At 65.6% G+C, this 17,203-nt stretch carries 19 protein-coding genes; 11 read left to right on the forward strand and 8 right to left on the reverse strand.

All coding sequences use genetic code 11. The features are described 5' to 3' along the window. Positions 1-3 precede the first annotated feature (3 nt). The 7 genes from AC5RVN_RS00635 to AC5RVN_RS00665 all read left to right on the forward strand — a co-directional run bounded on the left by AC5RVN_RS00635 (position 4) and on the right by AC5RVN_RS00665 (position 5,626). Positions 4-945, forward strand: a complete 942-nt coding sequence (locus AC5RVN_RS00635) for an aldo/keto reductase (protein ID WP_494136777.1) — start codon at positions 4-6, stop codon at positions 943-945. Between the two features lie 168 nt (positions 946-1,113). Continuing rightward, positions 1,114-1,977, forward strand: coding sequence for an HpcH/HpaI aldolase/citrate lyase family protein (locus AC5RVN_RS00640; protein WP_494041997.1), 864 nt, complete (start codon positions 1,114-1,116; stop codon positions 1,975-1,977). Positions 1,978-2,162: 185 nt separating this feature from the next. Continuing rightward, entirely contained in the window at positions 2,163-2,387 is a 225-nt protein-coding gene (locus AC5RVN_RS00645; RefSeq protein ID WP_494041996.1) for a DUF3188 domain-containing protein, read from the forward strand. A gap of 41 nt (positions 2,388-2,428) precedes the next feature. Next, the gene (locus tag AC5RVN_RS00650) at positions 2,429-2,890 is read left to right on the forward strand and encodes an FAS1-like dehydratase domain-containing protein (protein WP_494136778.1); all 462 of its coding nucleotides are present in this window, start codon (positions 2,429-2,431) and stop codon (positions 2,888-2,890) included. A gap of 2 nt (positions 2,891-2,892) precedes the next feature. After that, a complete protein-coding gene (locus AC5RVN_RS00655; RefSeq protein ID WP_494136779.1) occupies positions 2,893-3,330 on the forward strand; it encodes a MaoC family dehydratase in 438 nt (145 codons plus the stop codon). A 41-nt stretch (positions 3,331-3,371) separates the two neighbouring features. Further along, positions 3,372-4,439, forward strand: a complete 1,068-nt coding sequence (locus AC5RVN_RS00660) for a UDP-N-acetylmuramate dehydrogenase (RefSeq protein WP_494136780.1) — start codon at positions 3,372-3,374, stop codon at positions 4,437-4,439. Positions 4,440-4,489: 50 nt separating this feature from the next. Further along, positions 4,490-5,626: a winged helix DNA-binding domain-containing protein gene (locus AC5RVN_RS00665; protein WP_494136781.1), complete on the forward strand. Its 1,137-nt coding sequence runs from the start codon at positions 4,490-4,492 to the stop codon at positions 5,624-5,626. Between the two features lie 84 nt (positions 5,627-5,710). Here AC5RVN_RS00665 and asd read toward each other — a convergent pair whose 3' ends face one another. The 8 genes from asd to AC5RVN_RS00705 form a co-directional block, all read right to left on the reverse strand. Beyond that, complete coding sequence (gene asd, locus AC5RVN_RS00670) at positions 5,711-6,841, reverse strand: aspartate-semialdehyde dehydrogenase (RefSeq protein WP_494136782.1); 1,131 nt, start codon at positions 6,839-6,841, stop codon at positions 5,711-5,713. A 133-nt stretch (positions 6,842-6,974) separates the two neighbouring features. Next, the gene (locus tag AC5RVN_RS00675; RefSeq protein ID WP_494041990.1) at positions 6,975-7,193 is read right to left on the reverse strand and encodes an NF038396 family protein; all 219 of its coding nucleotides are present in this window, start codon (positions 7,191-7,193) and stop codon (positions 6,975-6,977) included. Positions 7,194-7,195: 2 nt separating this feature from the next. Beyond that, entirely contained in the window at positions 7,196-7,780 is a 585-nt protein-coding gene (locus AC5RVN_RS00680) for a dihydrofolate reductase (protein WP_494136783.1), read from the reverse strand. Next, positions 7,777-8,580, reverse strand: coding sequence for a thymidylate synthase (locus AC5RVN_RS00685; RefSeq protein ID WP_494136784.1), 804 nt, complete (start codon positions 8,578-8,580; stop codon positions 7,777-7,779). Before AC5RVN_RS00685 ends, AC5RVN_RS00680 begins: the two co-directional genes overlap by 4 nt. Before the next feature lie 43 nt (positions 8,581-8,623). Beyond that, a complete protein-coding gene (locus AC5RVN_RS00690) occupies positions 8,624-9,589 on the reverse strand; it encodes an NUDIX hydrolase (RefSeq protein ID WP_494136785.1) in 966 nt (321 codons plus the stop codon). 11 nt (positions 9,590-9,600) lie between these two features. Beyond that, entirely contained in the window at positions 9,601-11,850 is a 2,250-nt protein-coding gene (locus tag AC5RVN_RS00695; RefSeq protein WP_494136786.1) for an RNA degradosome polyphosphate kinase, read from the reverse strand. Between the two features lie 117 nt (positions 11,851-11,967). Further along, complete coding sequence (mshD, locus tag AC5RVN_RS00700) at positions 11,968-12,948, reverse strand: mycothiol synthase (RefSeq protein WP_494136787.1); 981 nt, start codon at positions 12,946-12,948, stop codon at positions 11,968-11,970. A gap of 48 nt (positions 12,949-12,996) precedes the next feature. Then, a complete protein-coding gene (locus AC5RVN_RS00705) occupies positions 12,997-13,695 on the reverse strand; it encodes a winged helix-turn-helix transcriptional regulator (protein WP_494041984.1) in 699 nt (232 codons plus the stop codon). Between the two features lie 336 nt (positions 13,696-14,031). Here AC5RVN_RS00705 and AC5RVN_RS00710 point away from each other — a divergent pair, with 336 nt between their 5' ends. From AC5RVN_RS00710 to AC5RVN_RS00725, 4 genes are all read left to right on the forward strand, one after another. Then, positions 14,032-14,799 (forward strand): permease, encoded by a 768-nt coding sequence (locus AC5RVN_RS00710; protein WP_494136788.1) that lies wholly within the window; start codon positions 14,032-14,034, stop codon positions 14,797-14,799. Between the two features lie 169 nt (positions 14,800-14,968). Then, positions 14,969-15,577, forward strand: a complete 609-nt coding sequence (locus AC5RVN_RS00715) for a nitrobindin family protein (protein ID WP_461172091.1) — start codon at positions 14,969-14,971, stop codon at positions 15,575-15,577. A gap of 90 nt (positions 15,578-15,667) precedes the next feature. After that, on the forward strand, positions 15,668-16,750 hold the full coding sequence (gene ygfZ / locus AC5RVN_RS00720; protein ID WP_494136789.1) for a CAF17-like 4Fe-4S cluster assembly/insertion protein YgfZ: 1,083 nt from the start codon (positions 15,668-15,670) through the stop codon (positions 16,748-16,750). Then, positions 16,750-17,184 carry an ankyrin repeat domain-containing protein gene (locus AC5RVN_RS00725; protein WP_494041981.1) on the forward strand — a complete coding sequence of 145 codons (435 nt, stop codon included), beginning with the start codon at positions 16,750-16,752 and terminating at the stop codon, positions 17,182-17,184. The genes ygfZ and AC5RVN_RS00725 overlap by 1 nt, the downstream gene beginning before the upstream one ends. Positions 17,185-17,203: the final 19 nt, after the last annotated feature.

Genomic DNA, 17,203 nt, shown 5'->3' on the forward strand with positions numbered 1-17,203 from the left:
CTAATGCAGGAACTGATTTACGGCTGCATGGGCCTGGGCGGCAGCTGGTCCGACGAGCCGCATGCCGGCGAGCATGTGGACGAGGCCGCTGCCGCCGTCGAGGCCGCACTGGATGCGGGAATCACGCTGTTTGACCACGCAGACATCTACCGGAGCGGCAAGTCGGAGGCTGTCTTCGGGGAGGTGCTGGCGGCCAGCCCCGGGCTCCGGGACCGCGTCCGGCTGCAGACCAAGTGCGGCATCAGGTTGAACGAGCGCGGGCTGCAGACGCACTACGACCTCAGCCGGGAAGCCATCCTCGGGCGCGTCAACGAGAGCCTCAAACGGCTGCGGACCGACTACGTGGACATCCTCATGCTGCACCGCCCGGACCCGCTGGCGGACCCCGCTGAGGTGGCCGCCGCCGTCGGGCAGCTCACGGCGGAAGGCAAGGTCCGGCAACTGGGTGTCTCCAACATGTCCGGGGCGCAGATCCAGGCGCTGCAGGACCGGCTGGAAACCCCGGTGGTGGCAAACCAGCTGGAAATGAGCCTGTTCAAACGGGCATGGCTGGAAAGCCAGGTGCTGGTCAACCATGCCGAGCACCTGGACTACAGCTTTCCGCACGGCACGCTGGAGTACTGCATACGCCATTCGGTCACCCTGCAGGCCTACGGTTCCCTGGCGCGCGGCCTCTATACCGGGGCGGAACCGGACAGCCTGACGTCGGCAGAAGCCGCCACCGCAGAACTGGTTGCGGAACTGGCAGGGCGGTACGGCAGTTCGGGTGAAGCAGTCCTGCTCGGATGGCTTATGAAGCACCCGGCAGGGATCTCGCCGGTGATCGGAACGGTTAACCCGGCCCGGATCCGTAACTGTGCTGATGCTGCCCAAGTGGCACAGGCCATGAGCCGGGCCGAGTGGTACCGCCTGTGGGTGACGGCACGGGGCAACAACATCCCCTGACTTCCCCCCAACCTGCCGGCAGCAAGGGCCGTAATGTCGCCGCACAACGGCCCTTGCTGCTGCCTGCATTCACGCCGGTTACAGTCATGTCCCGTTTAGTTCGTATTGAACCTCACAACGGGGCCCTTTTCTTGGCCTTGCCGCTTGCCGGGCGGATACGGTAGATACATGACGTCTACCATCGCCACCGAGACCGTAAGGCCGGAACGCAATATCCCAGCAGAAATCGCCCGCTCTTGGCTCCTCGTGAATGCCATGAAGACCGAGCTTTTTGACCAGTCGGCCGTGTCCCGCGCCGATTCGATCATCCTGGATATTGAAGATGCCGTGGACCCCTCGCAGAAGGACCAGGCCCGGGACAACGTGGTTAACTGGCTGACTGCCGGCGGCAAGGCCTGGGTCCGGATCAACGATGCCACCAGCCCCTTCTGGGCCGCCGACCTCGCCGGCCTGCGCGGCACCCCGGGCCTCCTCGGCGTCATGCTCGCCAAGACCGAATCCGCGGACCAGGTCACTGAAAGCTTCCACCGCATGGACGGCAAGACCCCCGTTATCCCGCTGGTGGAGTCCGCCATCGGCATCGAGGAAGCCAACAACATCGCCAAAGCCCAGGGCGCTTTCCGCCTGGCCTTCGGCTCCGGCGACTTCCGCCGCGACACCGGCATGGCCGCCACTGCCGAGGCCATGGCCTACCCGCGCGCCAAGCTCGTTGTAGCCAGCCGCGTCGGCAACCTTCCTGGCCCCATTGATGGCCCCACCGTGGGCACCAACCACCCCATTTTGCGCGAGCAGACCGGCATCACGGTGATGATGGGCATGACCGGCAAACTGTGCCTGGCCATCGATCAGACCCCCGTCATCAACGAGGTCATCAGCCCCACGCCATCGGACGTCGCCTGGGCCACGGACTTCATGGCCGACTTCGAAGCCAACGGCCGCGTCATCCGTGACGGCTCGGACCTGCCCCGCCTTGGCCGCGCCGAGAAGATCATGAAGCTCGCGGTAGCCTTCGGGGTGCAGCCCGCGCTCTAGCACCCGCATGTTTCCAGGAGACCCCGTGACCGGTACCCGCTATCCGGTCCACGGGGTTTCCTGGTCTGCGCCCTGAAGCTCCGGGCGGCAGCGGACCTTCCCTGTCCTGCGGGTTGAGGGCCACTGCCTTGACCGTCCCGGCCCTGGTCCGACTTGTGCCCCGGGCAGGCCGGTAGACTGGCACGGTGCTGAACGAATTCTGGGCCACTGCGCCAACCCGCTACAAAATCCTGGTCTTCAGCGCGATGGGACTGATCGCCGTCGGCATCATCCTCAACCTGGCAGGAAACACCAGCGGAAACCAGGCACTGGCCGTGGCCTCATTGCCGTTGATCGGGCTGGGACTTGTCCTGCACATTGCCGGAATCGTGGTCCGCGGCCAGGCCATCCGGAAGAACCTTCGCCGGTAATTTTTCGGGCCGCTTCGGAGGCTGACGATAGGCTTGAGCCCATGACTATCAATCCGGACCTGCAGGGCCGAAGCTACCCTGCCGCAGAGGTGTACGACGTTGGCCGCGAAAAGATCCGCGAGTTCGCCCGTGCCGTGAAGGCCACCCATCCTGCACACTTCGACGTCGACGCCGCCAAGGCCCTGGGCCACTCCGACCTGGTTGCCCCGCCGACGTTCGCCATCATCATTGCCCAGCGCGCAGACGCCCAGCTCATCGAGGACCCGGAAGCCGGCATCGACTTTTCCCGGGTGGTCCATGCTGACCAGCGTTTCACCCACCACCGGCCCATTCTCGCCGGTGACCGCCTGGTGGCGGAACTCCACGTGGACGGCGTCCGCGCCATGGGCGGGGGAGCCATGATCACCACGCGCTCGGAAATCTTCGCGCTCCTCGGGGACGAATCACGGGAGCCGGTCACCACCACCACGTCATCCATCCTGGTCCGCGGAGAGGGACAGTAACCATGAACCTCAGCATTCACGAACTAAGCCCCGGCCAGGAGATCGGCAGCCGTACCATCGAGGTCACCCGTACTGACCTGGTCAAGTACGCCGGTGCTTCCGGGGACTTCAACCCCATCCATTGGAACGAGGCATTCGCCACCGGCGTGGAGCTGCCCGGCGTCATCGCACACGGCATGTTCACCATGGGCTCCGCCGTGCAGCTGGTCAGCGACTGGGCAGGCGACCCGGCCGCCGTTGTCGACTTCCAGACCCGCTTCACCAAGCCCGTGCTGGTCACGGACACCACCGGAACCGAAGAGCCCGGCGCCACCATCGAGGTGAGCGGCCTTATCGGCAAACTCGACGCCGAGGCCAACACGGCGCGTGTCGACCTCACCGTTATCTCGGTGGGCCAGAAAGTGCTGATGAAAGCCCAGGCAGTGGTCCGGCTCAGCTGAGCCGGGAAAGCGTGGCCTGACTTTCCCGATAGGGTTGTTTGGTGACTTCCACTCTCCTTTCCCAGCTGACCACGGCCGCCGTCGGGGGCCCGGCCGGCGCCTTCATTGAGGCCCGGACCGAGGCGGAGATTATCGACGCCGTGCGCACTGCGGATGCGGCCGGCGAGCCGCTGCTGATCCTTGGCGGCGGGTCCAACCTGCTCATTTCCGACGACGGGTTCCCCGGGACCGTCGTGAGGATTGCCTCGGAAGGGTTCACCGTCAACGCGGAGGACTCCTGCGGCGGGGTCGCGGTGGTAGTGCAGGCCGGGCACAACTGGGACAAGCTGGTGGAGCATGCGGTCCTGCACGCATGGTCCGGGATCGAGGCCCTCGCCGGTATTCCGGGCTCAACCGGAGCAACACCGGTCCAGAACGTGGGCGCTTACGGTTCTGATGTTTCCCAAACCATCGCCGCCGTCCGCACCTGGGACCGCGAGCGTAACGCCGTGAAGACCTTCACCAACTCCGAGCTGAAGTTCGGCTACCGGGACTCCATCCTTAAACAGACCACCGTCAACGGCTCACCCCGGTACGTGGTGCTGACTGTGGAGTTCCAGCTCCCGCTGGGCCGGATGAGCGCTCCCATCCGGTATGCCGAGCTCGCACGGTCGCTGGGCGTGGAGCAGGGCAAGCGAGCCTACTCCACGGACGTGCGCAGGGAGGTGCTGCGGCTGCGCTCTTCCAAGGGGATGGTGTGGGATGCCGAGGACCGGGACACGTACTCCACCGGTTCATTTTTCACCAACCCCATCGTCCCGGCCGACGTTGCCGCCGCCCTCCCGGAGGGCGCACCGCGCTACCCGGCGGGCAAGGACGGGCTAGTGAAGCTCTCCGCCGCGTGGCTGATCGACCAGGCCGGCTTCAGCAAGGGCTTCGGCCTGGAGCCGGGCAGCGTCAGCGGGGGCCGCGCTTCCCTGTCCACCAAGCACACTCTGGCCATCACCAACCGCGGCTCGGCCAGCGCGGCGGACGTGGTAGCGGTGGCCCGCGAAGTGCGGGCCGGCGTCGAACGCCGTTTTGGAATCAAACTGCACCCGGAGCCGTTGCTTATCGGCCTGGAGCTGTAGCCCCCGCTTCCCCATGTCCCGCAGACCCGCCCGGAGCCTAGGATGGGCCCATGGCTGCGAGGGTGGGGAAACGACTTGACCGCCGGACCATGGGCAGGCTGCGGCTGGCATCCCAGAGACTGGTGCCGGTTCCAGCCCCTGCACCGGGGTTAGCGCGGGATGACACCGTCTCCGTCGCCGGGACAGTCCGCTGGATGACCGCGATGCAGGCGCAGGACCTGCAGGCCGCTTTCTGGGCCGTGGGTGTGAGGGTTCCCGGAGCTGGATTGGGGGATGTGCGGTCCGCGCTCGATTCCGGCGCCGTGGTGCGGTCGTGGCCGATGCGGGGCACCTTGCATCTTGTGGCGCCGGAGGACCTGCGGTGGATGCTGGACCTTACTGCCGAGCGGCTCACCCGGGGTATCGCCGCCAGGCACCGCGAACTTGGGATTACGTGGCCGGATATTGAGAAGTGCCGCGACCTTGCGCTGGAACGGATCGCGGCTGGCGGAGCAGCGAGCCGTTCGGAGCTTTTCACCGCTTTTGAGGCCGCAGGGCAGGCCACCACCGGGCAGCGCGGAATCCATATCCTGGGGACATTGTGCCGGCATGGCTGGCTTGTGCAGGGGCCGCTGGCCGGGAACCAGCAACTGCTCGTGGGCTTCGAGAGCTGGATTCCTGTCTCCCGCCGGCTGGAGCGGCAGGAGGCCGTTGTGGAGTTCCTGCTGCGCTATTTCCGGAGCCACGGACCCGCCACCATCCGCGACTTCGCCTGGTGGACGCAGATTCCCCTGACGGAGGTGCGGGCGGCGCTCAAGGAGATCCAGGGCCAGCTGGTAAAGCTCGACTTCGAGGGCACGGGCTACTGGCTGTCCCCGGAGACAGCGTCACTGCTCGACGGCGGCGTGCCTGGACAGCGGTCGGTTCTCCTGCTTCCCGGCTTCGACGAGTTTGTGCTTGGCTACACGGACCGAAACCTTGTCCTGGCACCCGAGCACGCGAACAGGATTGTTCCCGGCGGCAACGGCGTCTTCAAGAAGACCGTGGTGGCCGGGGGAGAGGTGACGGGCACCTGGGCGCGGGAAGGCGCAGGCCAGCGAGCCGTCGTCGTGCCTCAGCTGTTCGATGAAACAAAGCCCCTGGGGGCCACCGCCCGTGCTGCTTTCGCCCGCGCCGCCCGGCGGTACCTGGAGTTCCTGGACTCATGACCCGTGCCGCAGGGACACTGCCCAGGGACACAAAAGCGGCCCTGCCCACCAGGGGCAGGGCCGCCAGTGCAGCAAACTGGGGGATTACAGGTTCCCAGTGGCGATGTTGAGCATGCGGCGCAAAGGCTCGGCGGCGCCCCAGAGGAGCTGGTCGCCAACGGTGAAGGCGCTGATGTAGTTCGGGCCCATCTCCATCTTGCGGATTCGGCCCACAGGGATGTCCAGGGTGCCGGAAGCTGCCACCGGGGTGAGCTCCGCCATTGAAGCTTCCTTGGTGTTGGGAACCACTTTGGCCCACTCGTTGTCCTCGGCCAGGAGCTTTTCAATCTCGGCGACCGGCAGGTCCTCGCGGAGCTTGAGGGTGAGGGCCTGGGAGTGGGAGCGCATGGCACCGATCCGGACGCAAAGGCCATCCATGATGACGCGGTTTTCCTCGGAGGTGCCCAGGATCTTGTTGGTCTCAACCCCGGCCTTCCACTCTTCCTTGGACTGTCCGTTGCCCAGGTCGGCGTCGATCCAGGGAATCAGCGAGCCGGCCAGCGGCACGCCGAACTGGGTGGCGTCGATGCCGGTGCGCTGGTGGGCCAGGACTTTGCGGTCGATGTCCAGGATGGCCGACGCCGGATCCTGCAGTTCCGTGCTGACCTCGGCGCTGAGCGTGCCGAACTGGCTCAGGAGTTCGCGCATGTGCCGGGCACCGCCCCCGGAGGCTGCCTGGTAGGTCATGGAGGTGCCCCACTCGACCAGGCCGTTCTTGAACAGGCCGCCGAAGCCCATGAGCATGCAGGAGACGGTGCAGTTGCCGCCGATGAAGTCCTTGGTGCCGTTGACCAGGCCCTTGTCAATGACGTCGCGGTTGATGGGGTCCAGCACGATGATCGAGTCGTCGTTCATGCGCAGGGTGGAGGCGGCGTCGATCCAAAGGCCGTCCCAGCCGCGGGCGCGCAGTTCGCCGTGGACCTGCTTGGTGTAGTCGCCGCCCTGGGCAGTGACGATAATGGGCAGCTTCGCCAGGGTGTCCACATCGAATGCGTTCTCGAGCTTGCCGGCGCCTTCAGCGAAGGAGGGGGCGGCTCCTCCCGCGTTGGACGTGGAGAAGAACACCGGGTTGATGTTGGCGAAGTCGCCCTCGTCCTGCATGCGCTGCATGAGGACGGAACCGACCATGCCGCGCCATCCGACCAGGCCGACGGAAGGGGTAGCTGCTGTAGTCATCCGTCCAGTTTAGTCGCCGGTACCGGCACGGCGCAGTCGGTTACGTCACTCCCCGGCTGGCACACGTGACGACGCCGGCACGCGGCCCGGGATCAGTCCGCATGACCTGCCCATGCGCCTTGGCCGCGTTCGGCTAGCTCCGCTTGGACTCCTCGAGCACGGCGGCTTTCCTGGCGCGGAGCGCGTAGAACGCCCCGAAGGCGAACACCTGCGTCACCACCACCAGCACGATCGCGCCGGCGATCTTGTTGCCGCCCAGGATCATGGTGAACCCCACGATGGCGGACAGCAGCGCCAGAAGGGGGAGCAGCATGTAGCCCAGCACAAATAGGGTTTCCGGTTTCTTCAACATGCCTAACCCTCAGTCCTCGACCATTTCGTAAAGCGGTAGCGTGTCCCGTTGATGCCCGTCAGCCAGCCGTCCGGGGGAACGGAGGCCGCCGCTCCCCAACTGGTGCCCAGTTCCGGAGCGAACGTGTCGCCGTCGGCATCGACGTCGATGGTGGTGACCACCGCGACGTTGGCAAGCTCCGTGGACTGACGGAATATCTCTCCGCCGCCCAGGATCCACACGGTTTCGCCTCCGTCGACGAACTGGGACTCCAGCAGGGCGTCGTCAAGGGAAGGGACCACGACGGCGCCCTCCGCCTCGGGCGTGTCCGCCCAGTTTTTCTGCCGGGTGATCACGATGTTGGTCCGCCCGGGCAGGGGCCGGTACTTTTCCGGAAAGGACAGCCAGGTTTTGCGGCCCATCACCACCGGGTGGCCCATCGTGAGCCGGTTGAAGTGCTTGAGGTCCTCAGGCAGGTGCCAGGGCATGTCCCCGTCCTTGCCGATGACGCCGTCAGGGGTCTGCGCCCACACCAGGCCCACGCCGGTCACCGATGCGGCCAGTTCCTCCGTAAAGGACTGCGGGTCCGTGAAGTTTTCGGTGCTCATACGGCGATCGGTGCCTTGATCGTGGGGTGATGCTTGTAACCCACCACTTCGAAGTCCTCCAGCGTGTAGTCGAAGATCGACGCCGGTTTCCGGATGATCTTCAGCTGCGGGTACTCGTACGGCTCCCGCTCCAGCTGCTTGAGGACCTGGTCCATGTGGTTCTCGTAGATGTGGACGTCGCCGCCGGTCCAGACGAACTCGCCGGGTTCGAGCCCCACCTGCTGGGCCACCATGCAGGTGAGCAGTGCGTAGGAGGCGATGTTGAACGGCACACCCAGGAACATGTCCGCGGAGCGCTGGTAAAGCTGGCAGGACAGCTTGCCGTCCGCAACGTAGAACTGGAAGAACGCATGGCACGGAGGCAGGGCCATGTCGTGCAGTTCGGAAACATTCCACGCGGACACGATGTGGCGGCGGGAATCCGGGTTGGACCGGAGGTTCTCCACCAGCTCGGCAATCTGGTCGATATGCCCGCCGTCCGGGGTGGGCCAACTGCGCCACTGGACGCCGTAGACCGGCCCCAGCTCGCCGTCGGCGTCAGCCCACTCGTTCCAGATGGTGACGCCCTGGTCCTGCATCCACTTCACGTTCGTCTCGCCACGCAGGAACCACAGGAGTTCCACCGCGACTGACTTGAAATGCACCCGCTTGGTGGTGATCAGCGGGAAGCTCTTACCCAGGTCAAAGCGCAATTGGCGCCCGAAAACGCTGGTGGTTCCTGTCCCGGTGCGGTCCGATTTGTGCGTGCCGGAAGCCAGGACATCGCGCAGGAGGTCTTCATAAGGCGTTGGGATGCTCACGGCCCAAGTGTACTTTGCTCGATCACCGCGGCGCCCAAACGGCTCAGTCGTCGAAGGGCTTGAACTGCTCCACGGCAACAATCCGGTTGGCTCCGAGGGCCACATGGCACACCACCAGTTCCCCGGGGGACAGGTAGGGTTCCTCGGCGGGCAGGAGGGCGGCAAGGTGCGCGGGCATGTGTTTTGCCAGTTGCCCGAACACAGTGGGCAGCGCCGGACGGTGGGTGCAGACCGCTACCGCCCGCTGCCTCTCGAGAAGGGCCTCGATGACTGCCGCTGTCTTCTTGGGGCTCCGCTCGTGCCGGTGTTCGGTTAGCGCTTCCGCCAGTTTGACCTTGGCGCCGGTTGCCTTCGCATACGGCGCAACGGTCGCGACACAGCGCAGCCACGGGCTGGTGACCACACGTGGCGGCTTCCACGCCTGAAGCAGCCGGCCCACAGCCTGGGCCTGGCGCATCCCGGTGGCAGCGAGCGGCCGCTCGCCTTCTGCCTTGCTCCAGGACGAGCGCGGCTTTGCCTTTGCGTGGCGGACCACCAGCAGGGGCCAGGTGTTCAGCTCCCCCCGCTCGTGGGCATCCCGCAGGTAATCCAAGGGCTCGACGTCGGAGGGGTTGGACAGCAGCCGGGCGGCCTTTTCCGGGGTGCACCACATCACGCTGTCCACCTCTTTCCCGTCCGGGACCAACCTGTCGCCGTTGACCTTGACCGCCCAGTAATGGACCACCTTCAGCCCGCTGGCCACGTGGTAGTGGATCGGCGGCAGCGGTATGCCCAGGGCGGCGGTGAGCCCAACCTCCTCGAACACTTCGCGGATGGCGCATTCGGGGATGGTCTCGCCGTCGTCGATCTTGCCTTTCGGCCAGGACCAGTCGTCGTAACGGGGGCGGTGGATCAGCAGTACCTCAAGCCTGTCCTTGTTGAGGCGCCACGGCAGTGCCCCGGCAGCCGTGACGGCTACCGGTTCACCGGGGTGGTCTGTCTGGTCTGCTACGAGTGCGTCGCTCGACAAAACTGCAGCCCTTACCGTCGGCTCAGGCTGCGCTGCCGCGGCCGTGACGCCAGCAGGAAGGACTGGACGTCCTCCAGTGGCCTGCCGTCATCGGCGAGGTGGTGTCGGGACCAGTTCCCTCCGTTGTCCAGGTGCCAGCTTGCAGTTTCCGGAGCCATATAGCGGCGCAACAGGTCCTGCACGTAGTTGATGTCATCAAAGGCGCTCAACTGGACCAGGGCCTCCACCCGGCGGTCCAGGTTGCGGTGCATCATATCTGCTGAGCCGATGTACACCACCGGGTTCCCGCCGTTTGCGAACGCGAACACACGGGAGTGCTCCAGGAACCTGCCCAGGACGGAACGGACCGTGATGTTGTCGCTGAGTCCGGGCACGCCCGGGCGCAGCGAGCAGATGCCGCGGACAATGACATCCACCTTCACCCCGGCCTGGGATGCGCGGTACAGGGAATCGATGATGGCCTCGTCCACCATGGAGTTGACCTTGATCTGGACGCGGGCGGGGAGGCCGGCGCGGGCGTTCCGGATCTCGGTTTCGATCCGGTCAATCAGCCCGGAACGCACCGAGCGCGGAGCGACCAGAAGCCGTTTGAAGGTTGACTTGGGCGCATAACCGGAGAGTTGGTTGAAGAGCTTGGAAAGGTCCTCGCCCACCTGGTCGTTGGCCGTGAGGAGGCCCAGGTCCTCGTAGTAGCGGGCGGTGCGGGGGTGGTAGTTGCCCGTGCCGATGTGGCAGTACCGCCGCAGCCCGTCCACTTCCTGGCGCACCACCAGTGACAACTTGCAGTGTGTTTTAAGGCCCACGATGCCGTACACCACGTGCACGCCGGCCTGCTCAAGCTTGCGGGCCCAGGAGATGTTTGCCTGCTCATCAAACCTGGCCTTGATTTCCACCAGGGCCAGGACCTGCTTGCCGGCCTCGGCGGCATCAATAAGGGCATCCACAATGGGGGAGTCACCTGAGGTGCGGTACAGGGTCTGCTTGATGGCCTGGACCTTGGGGTCTGCCGCCGCCTGCTCCAAAAAGGCCTGCACGGAAGTGGAGAACGAGTCGTAGGGGTGGTGGAGCAGGATGTCCCGGCGGCGCATGGCCGCGAAGACGTTGGCCGCCTTGGACGTCTCGGACTCGTTCAGGTACCGGGAGGTATGCGGAACGTGCTTGGGGTAGTGCAGGTCCGCCCGGTCGATGCCCGCGATGACCGAAAGGCCCCGAAGGTCCAGCGGGGCCGGGACCGAGTAGACCTCGGACTCCTCAACGCCCAGTTCGCGGATCAGCAGTGCCCGGATGTTGGGGTTGATGTCGTTGGTGACCTCGAGCCGGACCGGCGGGCCGAACCGGCGGCGAAGCAGTTCCTTTTCGAGCGCCTGCAGGAGGTTCTCGGCGTCGTCCTCTTCAACCTCCACGTCCTCGTTCCTGGTTACCCGGAACGTATGGTGCTCAAGGACCTCCATTCCGGCGAACAGCTTGTCCAGGTGGACGGCGATGACTTCCTCAAGGGCGATGAAGCGCGCCACCCGGCCCGCCACCGCACCGGCGCGCGGTCCGTCGATGGAGATCAGCCGGGGCAGCTGGTCCGGGACCTTGACGCGGGCGAACAGTTCCTTGTCGCTGACAGGGTTCCTGACCACGACGGCCAGGTTCAGCGACAGGCCCGAAATGTAGGGGAAGGGGTGTGCCGGGTCCACCGCCAAAGGCGTCAGGATGGGGAAGACCTTTTCGGCAAACATCTGGCTGAGCTGCTGCTTGGCCGCGTCGTCGAGTTCGTCCCAGTGCATCAGGTGGATGTGCTCGTAGGCCAGGGCCGGACGGATCTGTTCCGCGAAGACCTGCGCGTGGCGCTGCTGGAGCCGGTGGGCTTCCTCACCGATTTTTTCCAGCACCTCCACCGGGCTCAAACCCGCCGGGGAGGGGACGGCAAGGCCGGTGGCGATGCGCCGCTTCAGGCCTGCGACGCGGACCATAAAGAACTCGTCCAGGTTGGACGCGAAGATGGAGAGGAAGCCAACCCTTTCCAGCAGGTGCAGGGAGGCATCTTCGGCCAGTTCAAGGACACGGGAGTTGAAGCTGAGCCAGCTCAGTTCCCGGTCCAGGAAGCGGTCCGGCCGGATATCGCCCTCCGGTTCCAGGTTGGGCGCGAAATCGGGGATGTCGATCCGGTCCTGCGTGGCCCGCGACGCCGGAACCTCCGAGGAGCCGAATCGGGCGCGCACGGGAATAGGAACCTCTTGGGACGTGGCTGCTCCGGAAGGTTCCGGGTTCATGGCATCTCCTTTACCTGGCGCTTCAATGCGGCCGTATCCGGCCTGCGCGGTTCTGTTTCAACCATACAAGCAATCAGTAGGCAGGAACCCTAGGTTTGGCGCCGCAGGGCCCTTGCGTTAGGGAATGGGCTGGCCCGCTGCCGGACCGTACATCACATCCATGTCCCAGCGGGTGAAACCCAGCCGCCTGTACAGGGAGACTGCGGGAGCGTTGTCGGCGTCGACGTACAGCATGACGGCGTGCAGCCCCAGGTTTTGGAGGTATCCAATGCCGGCCACCGTGAGGGCCTTGCCCAGGCCTGAACCCTGGGCTTCGGGGGTAACGCCCACCACGTAGATTTCACCGATCGGGGGGTGGGAGCCGTGGGCCGGATGCACCTTGGTCCAGTGGTATCCGAGCAGCCTGCCGTCCCCGTTCACAGCCAGGAGGAAACCGGCGGGGTCAAACCATTCCTCGGCCATCCGGGCGTCAAGGTCGGCGCGGGTGAGGCTGCCCTGCTCGGGGTGGTGGGCGAACGCGGCACGGTTGGCAGCCAGCCAGTCGTCCTCATCCTGGCCGGGCACAAACGCCCGGATGGACACACCCTCCGGAAGGACGACGGCGGGAAGGTCCGCCGCTGCCGTCGTCATCCGCATCTTCCAGAGCTCGCGCACGGGCACGAAGCCGTAGCGGGCGGCGAGGTCCGCGGCTGCCTCGTGATTTCCGTGGGACCAGGCTTTCAGTCCCTGGAGCCCGCGCCGATCTTGAAGGGCGCCCACAAGACGGTCGGCGACGCCCTGGTTGCGGTAATTGGGATGGACGGCGATTTCCACCACGCCGCTGCCGTCCGGTTCTTCAACTACGGCGGCGAACCCTGCAAGGTCCTGTCCGGAGGCGGGGTCGGAGTCCTCGTCCGGGGCGTAGAGGGCCAAGGTGAGCACCTGGTGTTCACCGGAATCACCGGCCCGCATGCTGATCAGGGTCTGCTCAGAGATGGAAGGATTGCCGTCCGACTCTTCCGCCGCAGCCAGCAGATCGCCGCAGTCCTTCAGCAGCTGCCGGTCAACACCGCCTTTTACAACATGGACGGGCCACTTCTCAGGGTGCGCTGGAGTCATGAGGCAAGGTTATACGGGATCAGCGGAGGCGGACCGCAGGCAGCCGGCTCAGGCTTCCGTCAGCTCGTCTTCCTGCTGCCGCACCAGGGTGAGCCGGTAGCCGACGTTGCGGACAGTGCTGATGAGGTTTTCGTGGTCGGCGCCGAGCTTGGCGCGCAGGCGCCGGACGTGGACGTCCACCGTGCGGGTGCCGCCGTAGTAGTCGTAGCCCCACACTTCGGTGAGCAGCTGCTGCCGGGTGAACACACGGCCCGGGTGCTGCGCGAGGTACTTCAGGAGCTCGAATTCCTTGAACGTCAGGTTCAGGGGTGCTCCGTTAACGCGGGCGGTGTAGCTTGCCTCATCGATGACGACGCCGGCAGCGCGGATTTCGGACGGCGTGTCCTCCTGCTCCGGGATGGCCCGGGCCACGGACAGCCGGATGCGGGCCTCCACCTCGGCGGGGCCGGCAGATTCCAGCACAATGTCATCCACAGCCCAGGCAGAGGAAACAGCAGCCATTCCGCCTTCGGTAAGAATCAGCACCAGCGGGGCGCTCAGGCCGGTGGCTTTGAGGAGCTGGGTGAGGGAACGCGCGCCCACGAGGTCCTTGCGAGCGTCCAGCAGCACAATGTCGCAGGGGTCCGTCTCCAGCAGGGCGGTGGGTTCGGCGGGGAGGATGTGGACCCGGTGGTTCAGCAATTCCAAGGCAGGCAGGATGTCCACCGAGGATCCGGTGCTGTTCGTTAATAACAGGATGTGCGACATTGTTCCTCCAAGGGCCGTCCGCGCATCATTGAGCGACTAAACCGGATTTTCGCCGGCCGGTACTGGCTCCCTGCCCCTGTTTGGGACTCTGCCAAGGCAGCGGTCCGGCCACTTCAGCAGGGAACTTAGCTGAGGTCCCGAGTATACCCGGCGGCCCCGAAGCTGGCACTGGTCCGGCCCGGATCAGGCAGCGTTTTGCGACATAAGCCGTTCACATAAGGCAGGATTGTGGCAGGGCCCGATGCCCTGCCACCGGAGGCGGACCGCCTTCCAAGGTCAACGCAGGATGGGATGCAGCGCAGTGAGTGCACAGATCAAGCCCGGGCCGGGATCAGTATGACGGCGGAACTGCAGGCGCCGGCGCGCTCCCTGGGCTCCTGGACCATCGGTGTGGCAGGTATTGCCGGGCTCGCTGCAATCATTGCCGGCGTTTACACCTCCCGCGAGGCCCTCGTTACTGTCGCTGTAGTCAGTGCGGCTGCCGTGGGCGTCGGCTGGCCCCACTTCCTCCGGATACCTGCCAAGAAGACGCTCGCGGCAGTGATTGCCCTGGCCGGATCCGGATCTGCGCTCGCCGCCGCCTACGCGCCCGCTCCCGGCTACCTGGACCGGACGCCGCCGTTTATTGCCTTGGGGATCATGGCCGTATTCGTCGTGCAGCTCATCCGCGGTACAGGGCAGGCGCAGCGGTTGGAGTCGACGCTTGGCTGCTCCGTGGGAGTGCTGCTGGCCTGCCTCGGCGCGGGCTGGATCGCGGGCGCACGGTTCAACGGGGTAAAGGAGATGCTGCTGGTGGCGGCCATCAGCGCCACCGTGGCCCTGTTGGCCTGTTTGATCAGGTGGCCGGACAGAATCATTGCGCCCCTGGGAATAGTCCTGGCCGGCCTTGCCGGTCCATTGGCAGGACTGGTCCTTTCCGACATAGCGATCCTGCCGGCGGCTATTTTTGGTGTGGTGGTGGGCGCGGTCCTGGTCAGCTTCCGCCGGCTCGTGACGCTTCGCGGCGCACCCCTTGATGTTCCGGCTGCCCTTAGCATAGGGCTTGCGCCCGTCTCGGCGGTGGGTTCGCTGGCCTACTTCATAGACAAACTACTCATCTACTAACGCGTTAGGATGGCATCATGTCCGTACTTGCTTTTGAAATCTTCTTCCTTGTCCTGCTCGGCATCGCCAGCCTGTCCATGGCCTGGTTTGCCGGCTTTGTGGTCTACCGCCTGTTCAAAGGCCAGAAGTAGTCCCTTTCCGGAGCTAGCAGTTTCCCGAGGTATTTGCTGTGCCGATTGAAATTCCGACAGACCTGACCCCAGAACTTGTCCCCCTTTCCTGGCTCATTGGTGAGTGGGAGGGCCGTGGCCGGCTGGGCACCGGGGATGAGGACTCGGAACACTTCCTGCAGCACGTGTCCTTCACCCATAACGGGCTGCCTTATCTTCAGTACCGTGCGGAGAGCTGGCTGACGGACGACGACGGCACGCGCCTGCGGCCGCTGACCGTCGAAACCGGCTTCTGGGCGCTGGAGCGCAAGCAACTTGATGCCGACGGCGGTCCGGGCCTGATCCCGGCGGACATCGTTCCGGCGTTGAAGAGTGCCGACGAGGTGGAGGCCCTCCGCAACAGCGAGGGCGGCTTCGACATCTCTGTGTCCATCTCGCATCCCGGTGGAATTTCAGAGCTGTACTACGGGCAGATCAAAGGACCGCAAATCCAGCTCACCACCGACATGGTGATGCGCGGAAGCCACTCCAAGGACTACAGCGCGGCAACGCGCATCTTCGGCCTGGTGGACGGGAACCTGCTCTGGCGGTGGGACGTGGCCGTCGGCGGCAAGGAAGGCAAGGGGCTTGAAGCCCACGCTTCCGCCTTCCTCAAAAAAGTTTCCTGACCATCCCGGTCCCCAGGTAAGAGGACCGTGGACACCGGATCGATTCTGAATATCCGGAATACCGCCGACCCTCGAGGACTTCTACTACATATGACTACTCCCAGCCCCCTGTTGTCGCGCCCTGGAGCCGTTGAGGCAACCGGCGCGGACGCCGGCGTCGCATCCCACTACGGTGAGCCGCTGCGTGAGCAGCGCGCACTCGCTGCCGGTACCGCCGTCGTCGACCTGTCCCACCGCGGCGTGGTGACGGTCACCGGTCCGGACAGGCTGAGCTGGCTCAACACGCTGTCCTCGCAGCAGGTGACCAGCCTCCAGCCGGGGGAGTCCAGCGAACTGCTGCTCCTGAGCGTCCAGGGCAGGATCGACTTCGACGCCCGGGTGATTGACGACGGCGCCACCACCTGGCTGCTTGTTGAGGCCGCCGAAGCAGCACCCCTGGCGGAGTTCCTGAACCGGATGAAGTTCATGCTGCGGGTGGAAATTGCTGACGTTTCGGCCGAATGGGCGGTAGTGGGCAGCACCAGGGCAGTGCCGGAATGGTCCGAACTGCTGGTGTGGCAGGACCCCTGGCCCCATGTGGCGCCGGGGGGCTACTCCTATGCAACCGTCCCTCCGGGGAGCCATCCGGGGCTGGAGCGCCCGTGGTTTGAGTACCTGGTGCCGGCCGCGGACCTGGAGAAAACCGTCGATGGACGCCCGCTGGCCGGCGTGCTGGCGGCGGAAGCGCTGCGGCTGGCGGCGTGGCGCCCCCGGATAGGCGCTGAAACGGACGACAAAACCATCCCGCATGAGCTGGACCTGCTCCGTACCGCCGTGCACCTGGCCAAGGGCTGCTACAAAGGCCAGGAAACCATCGCGCGCGTACACAACCTGGGGCACCCGCCGCGCCGGCTCGTGTTCCTGCAGCTGGACGGCTCCCAACACACCCTGCCGCAGGCCGGAAGCCCCGTGCTGGCAGGGGAGCGGAAAGTAGGAACGGTCACGTCGGTGGCCCAGCACTACGAGATGGGGCCCGTTGCCCTGGCAGTCATAAAGCGTTCCGTTGGAGCGGATGAGATACTGACGGTCCTGGACGGCGAGGAGCCTTACCCTGCTGCCCAGGAGCTCATCGTTGCCCCCGACGCCGGCCAGGTAGTGGGGCGCCAGACCGGATTCCTCAAGGGGCCACGCTAATGACACAAGACGCTGGAACCACACCAGTGCCGTCCGATTCTTCGGCCGCCCAGGGAGGAGGCGACGACGAGGCGCTGGCTTTGGCGCACACGCTTTTCCAGGCCGCCAGGGAGGGCGATTCCGCGCTGCTGCGCGCCTACCTTGAGGCCGGTGCCCCGGCCACCCTCACAAATGCCGCAGGTGACTCCCTCCTGATGCTGGCCGCATACCACGGCCACGCAGAGACCGTTCAGCTCATCCTGAAACACGGCGCGGAAGCCCACACCGCCAACGACCGCGGCCAGACGCCGCTGGCCGGAGCGGCGTTCAAGGGCTATACCGACGTTGCCCGGGTCCTGCTGGAGGCCGGCGCCGATCCGGACGCCGGATCCCCCTCTGCCCGCGCCGCAGCCCAGATGTTTGCGCGCCAGGACATTCTGGATCTCCTGGGCTAGCACCACCGGGTCCTGCCCG

The organism is Arthrobacter sp. sptzw32 (genome assembly GCF_059089735.1).

Bases quoted from the DNA above. Each gene is read 5' to 3' on its own strand.
- AC5RVN_RS00635 (WP_494136777.1), top strand. From the start codon at position 4: ATGCAGGAACTGATTTACGGCTGCATGGGCCTGGGCGGCAGCTGGTCC.
- AC5RVN_RS00640 (WP_494041997.1), top strand. From the start codon at position 1,114: ATGACGTCTACCATCGCCACCGAGACCGTAAGGCCGGAACGCAATATC.
- AC5RVN_RS00650 (WP_494136778.1), top strand. From the start codon at position 2,429: ATGACTATCAATCCGGACCTGCAGGGCCGAAGCTACCCTGCCGCAGAG.
- AC5RVN_RS00655 (WP_494136779.1), top strand. From the start codon at position 2,893: ATGAACCTCAGCATTCACGAACTAAGCCCCGGCCAGGAGATCGGCAGC.
- AC5RVN_RS00665 (WP_494136781.1), top strand. From the start codon at position 4,490: ATGGCTGCGAGGGTGGGGAAACGACTTGACCGCCGGACCATGGGCAGG.
- asd (WP_494136782.1), bottom strand. From the start codon at position 6,841: ATGACTACAGCAGCTACCCCTTCCGTCGGCCTGGTCGGATGGCGCGGC.
- AC5RVN_RS00675 (WP_494041990.1), bottom strand. From the start codon at position 7,193: ATGTTGAAGAAACCGGAAACCCTATTTGTGCTGGGCTACATGCTGCTC.
- AC5RVN_RS00680 (WP_494136783.1), bottom strand. From the start codon at position 7,780: ATGAGCACCGAAAACTTCACGGACCCGCAGTCCTTTACGGAGGAACTG.
- AC5RVN_RS00695 (WP_494136786.1), bottom strand. From the start codon at position 11,850: ATGAACCCGGAACCTTCCGGAGCAGCCACGTCCCAAGAGGTTCCTATT.
- mshD (WP_494136787.1), bottom strand. From the start codon at position 12,948: ATGACTCCAGCGCACCCTGAGAAGTGGCCCGTCCATGTTGTAAAAGGC.
- AC5RVN_RS00705 (WP_494041984.1), bottom strand. From the start codon at position 13,695: ATGTCGCACATCCTGTTATTAACGAACAGCACCGGATCCTCGGTGGAC.
- AC5RVN_RS00710 (WP_494136788.1), top strand. From the start codon at position 14,032: ATGACGGCGGAACTGCAGGCGCCGGCGCGCTCCCTGGGCTCCTGGACC.
- ygfZ (WP_494136789.1), top strand. From the start codon at position 15,668: ATGACTACTCCCAGCCCCCTGTTGTCGCGCCCTGGAGCCGTTGAGGCA.
- AC5RVN_RS00725 (WP_494041981.1), top strand. From the start codon at position 16,750: ATGACACAAGACGCTGGAACCACACCAGTGCCGTCCGATTCTTCGGCC.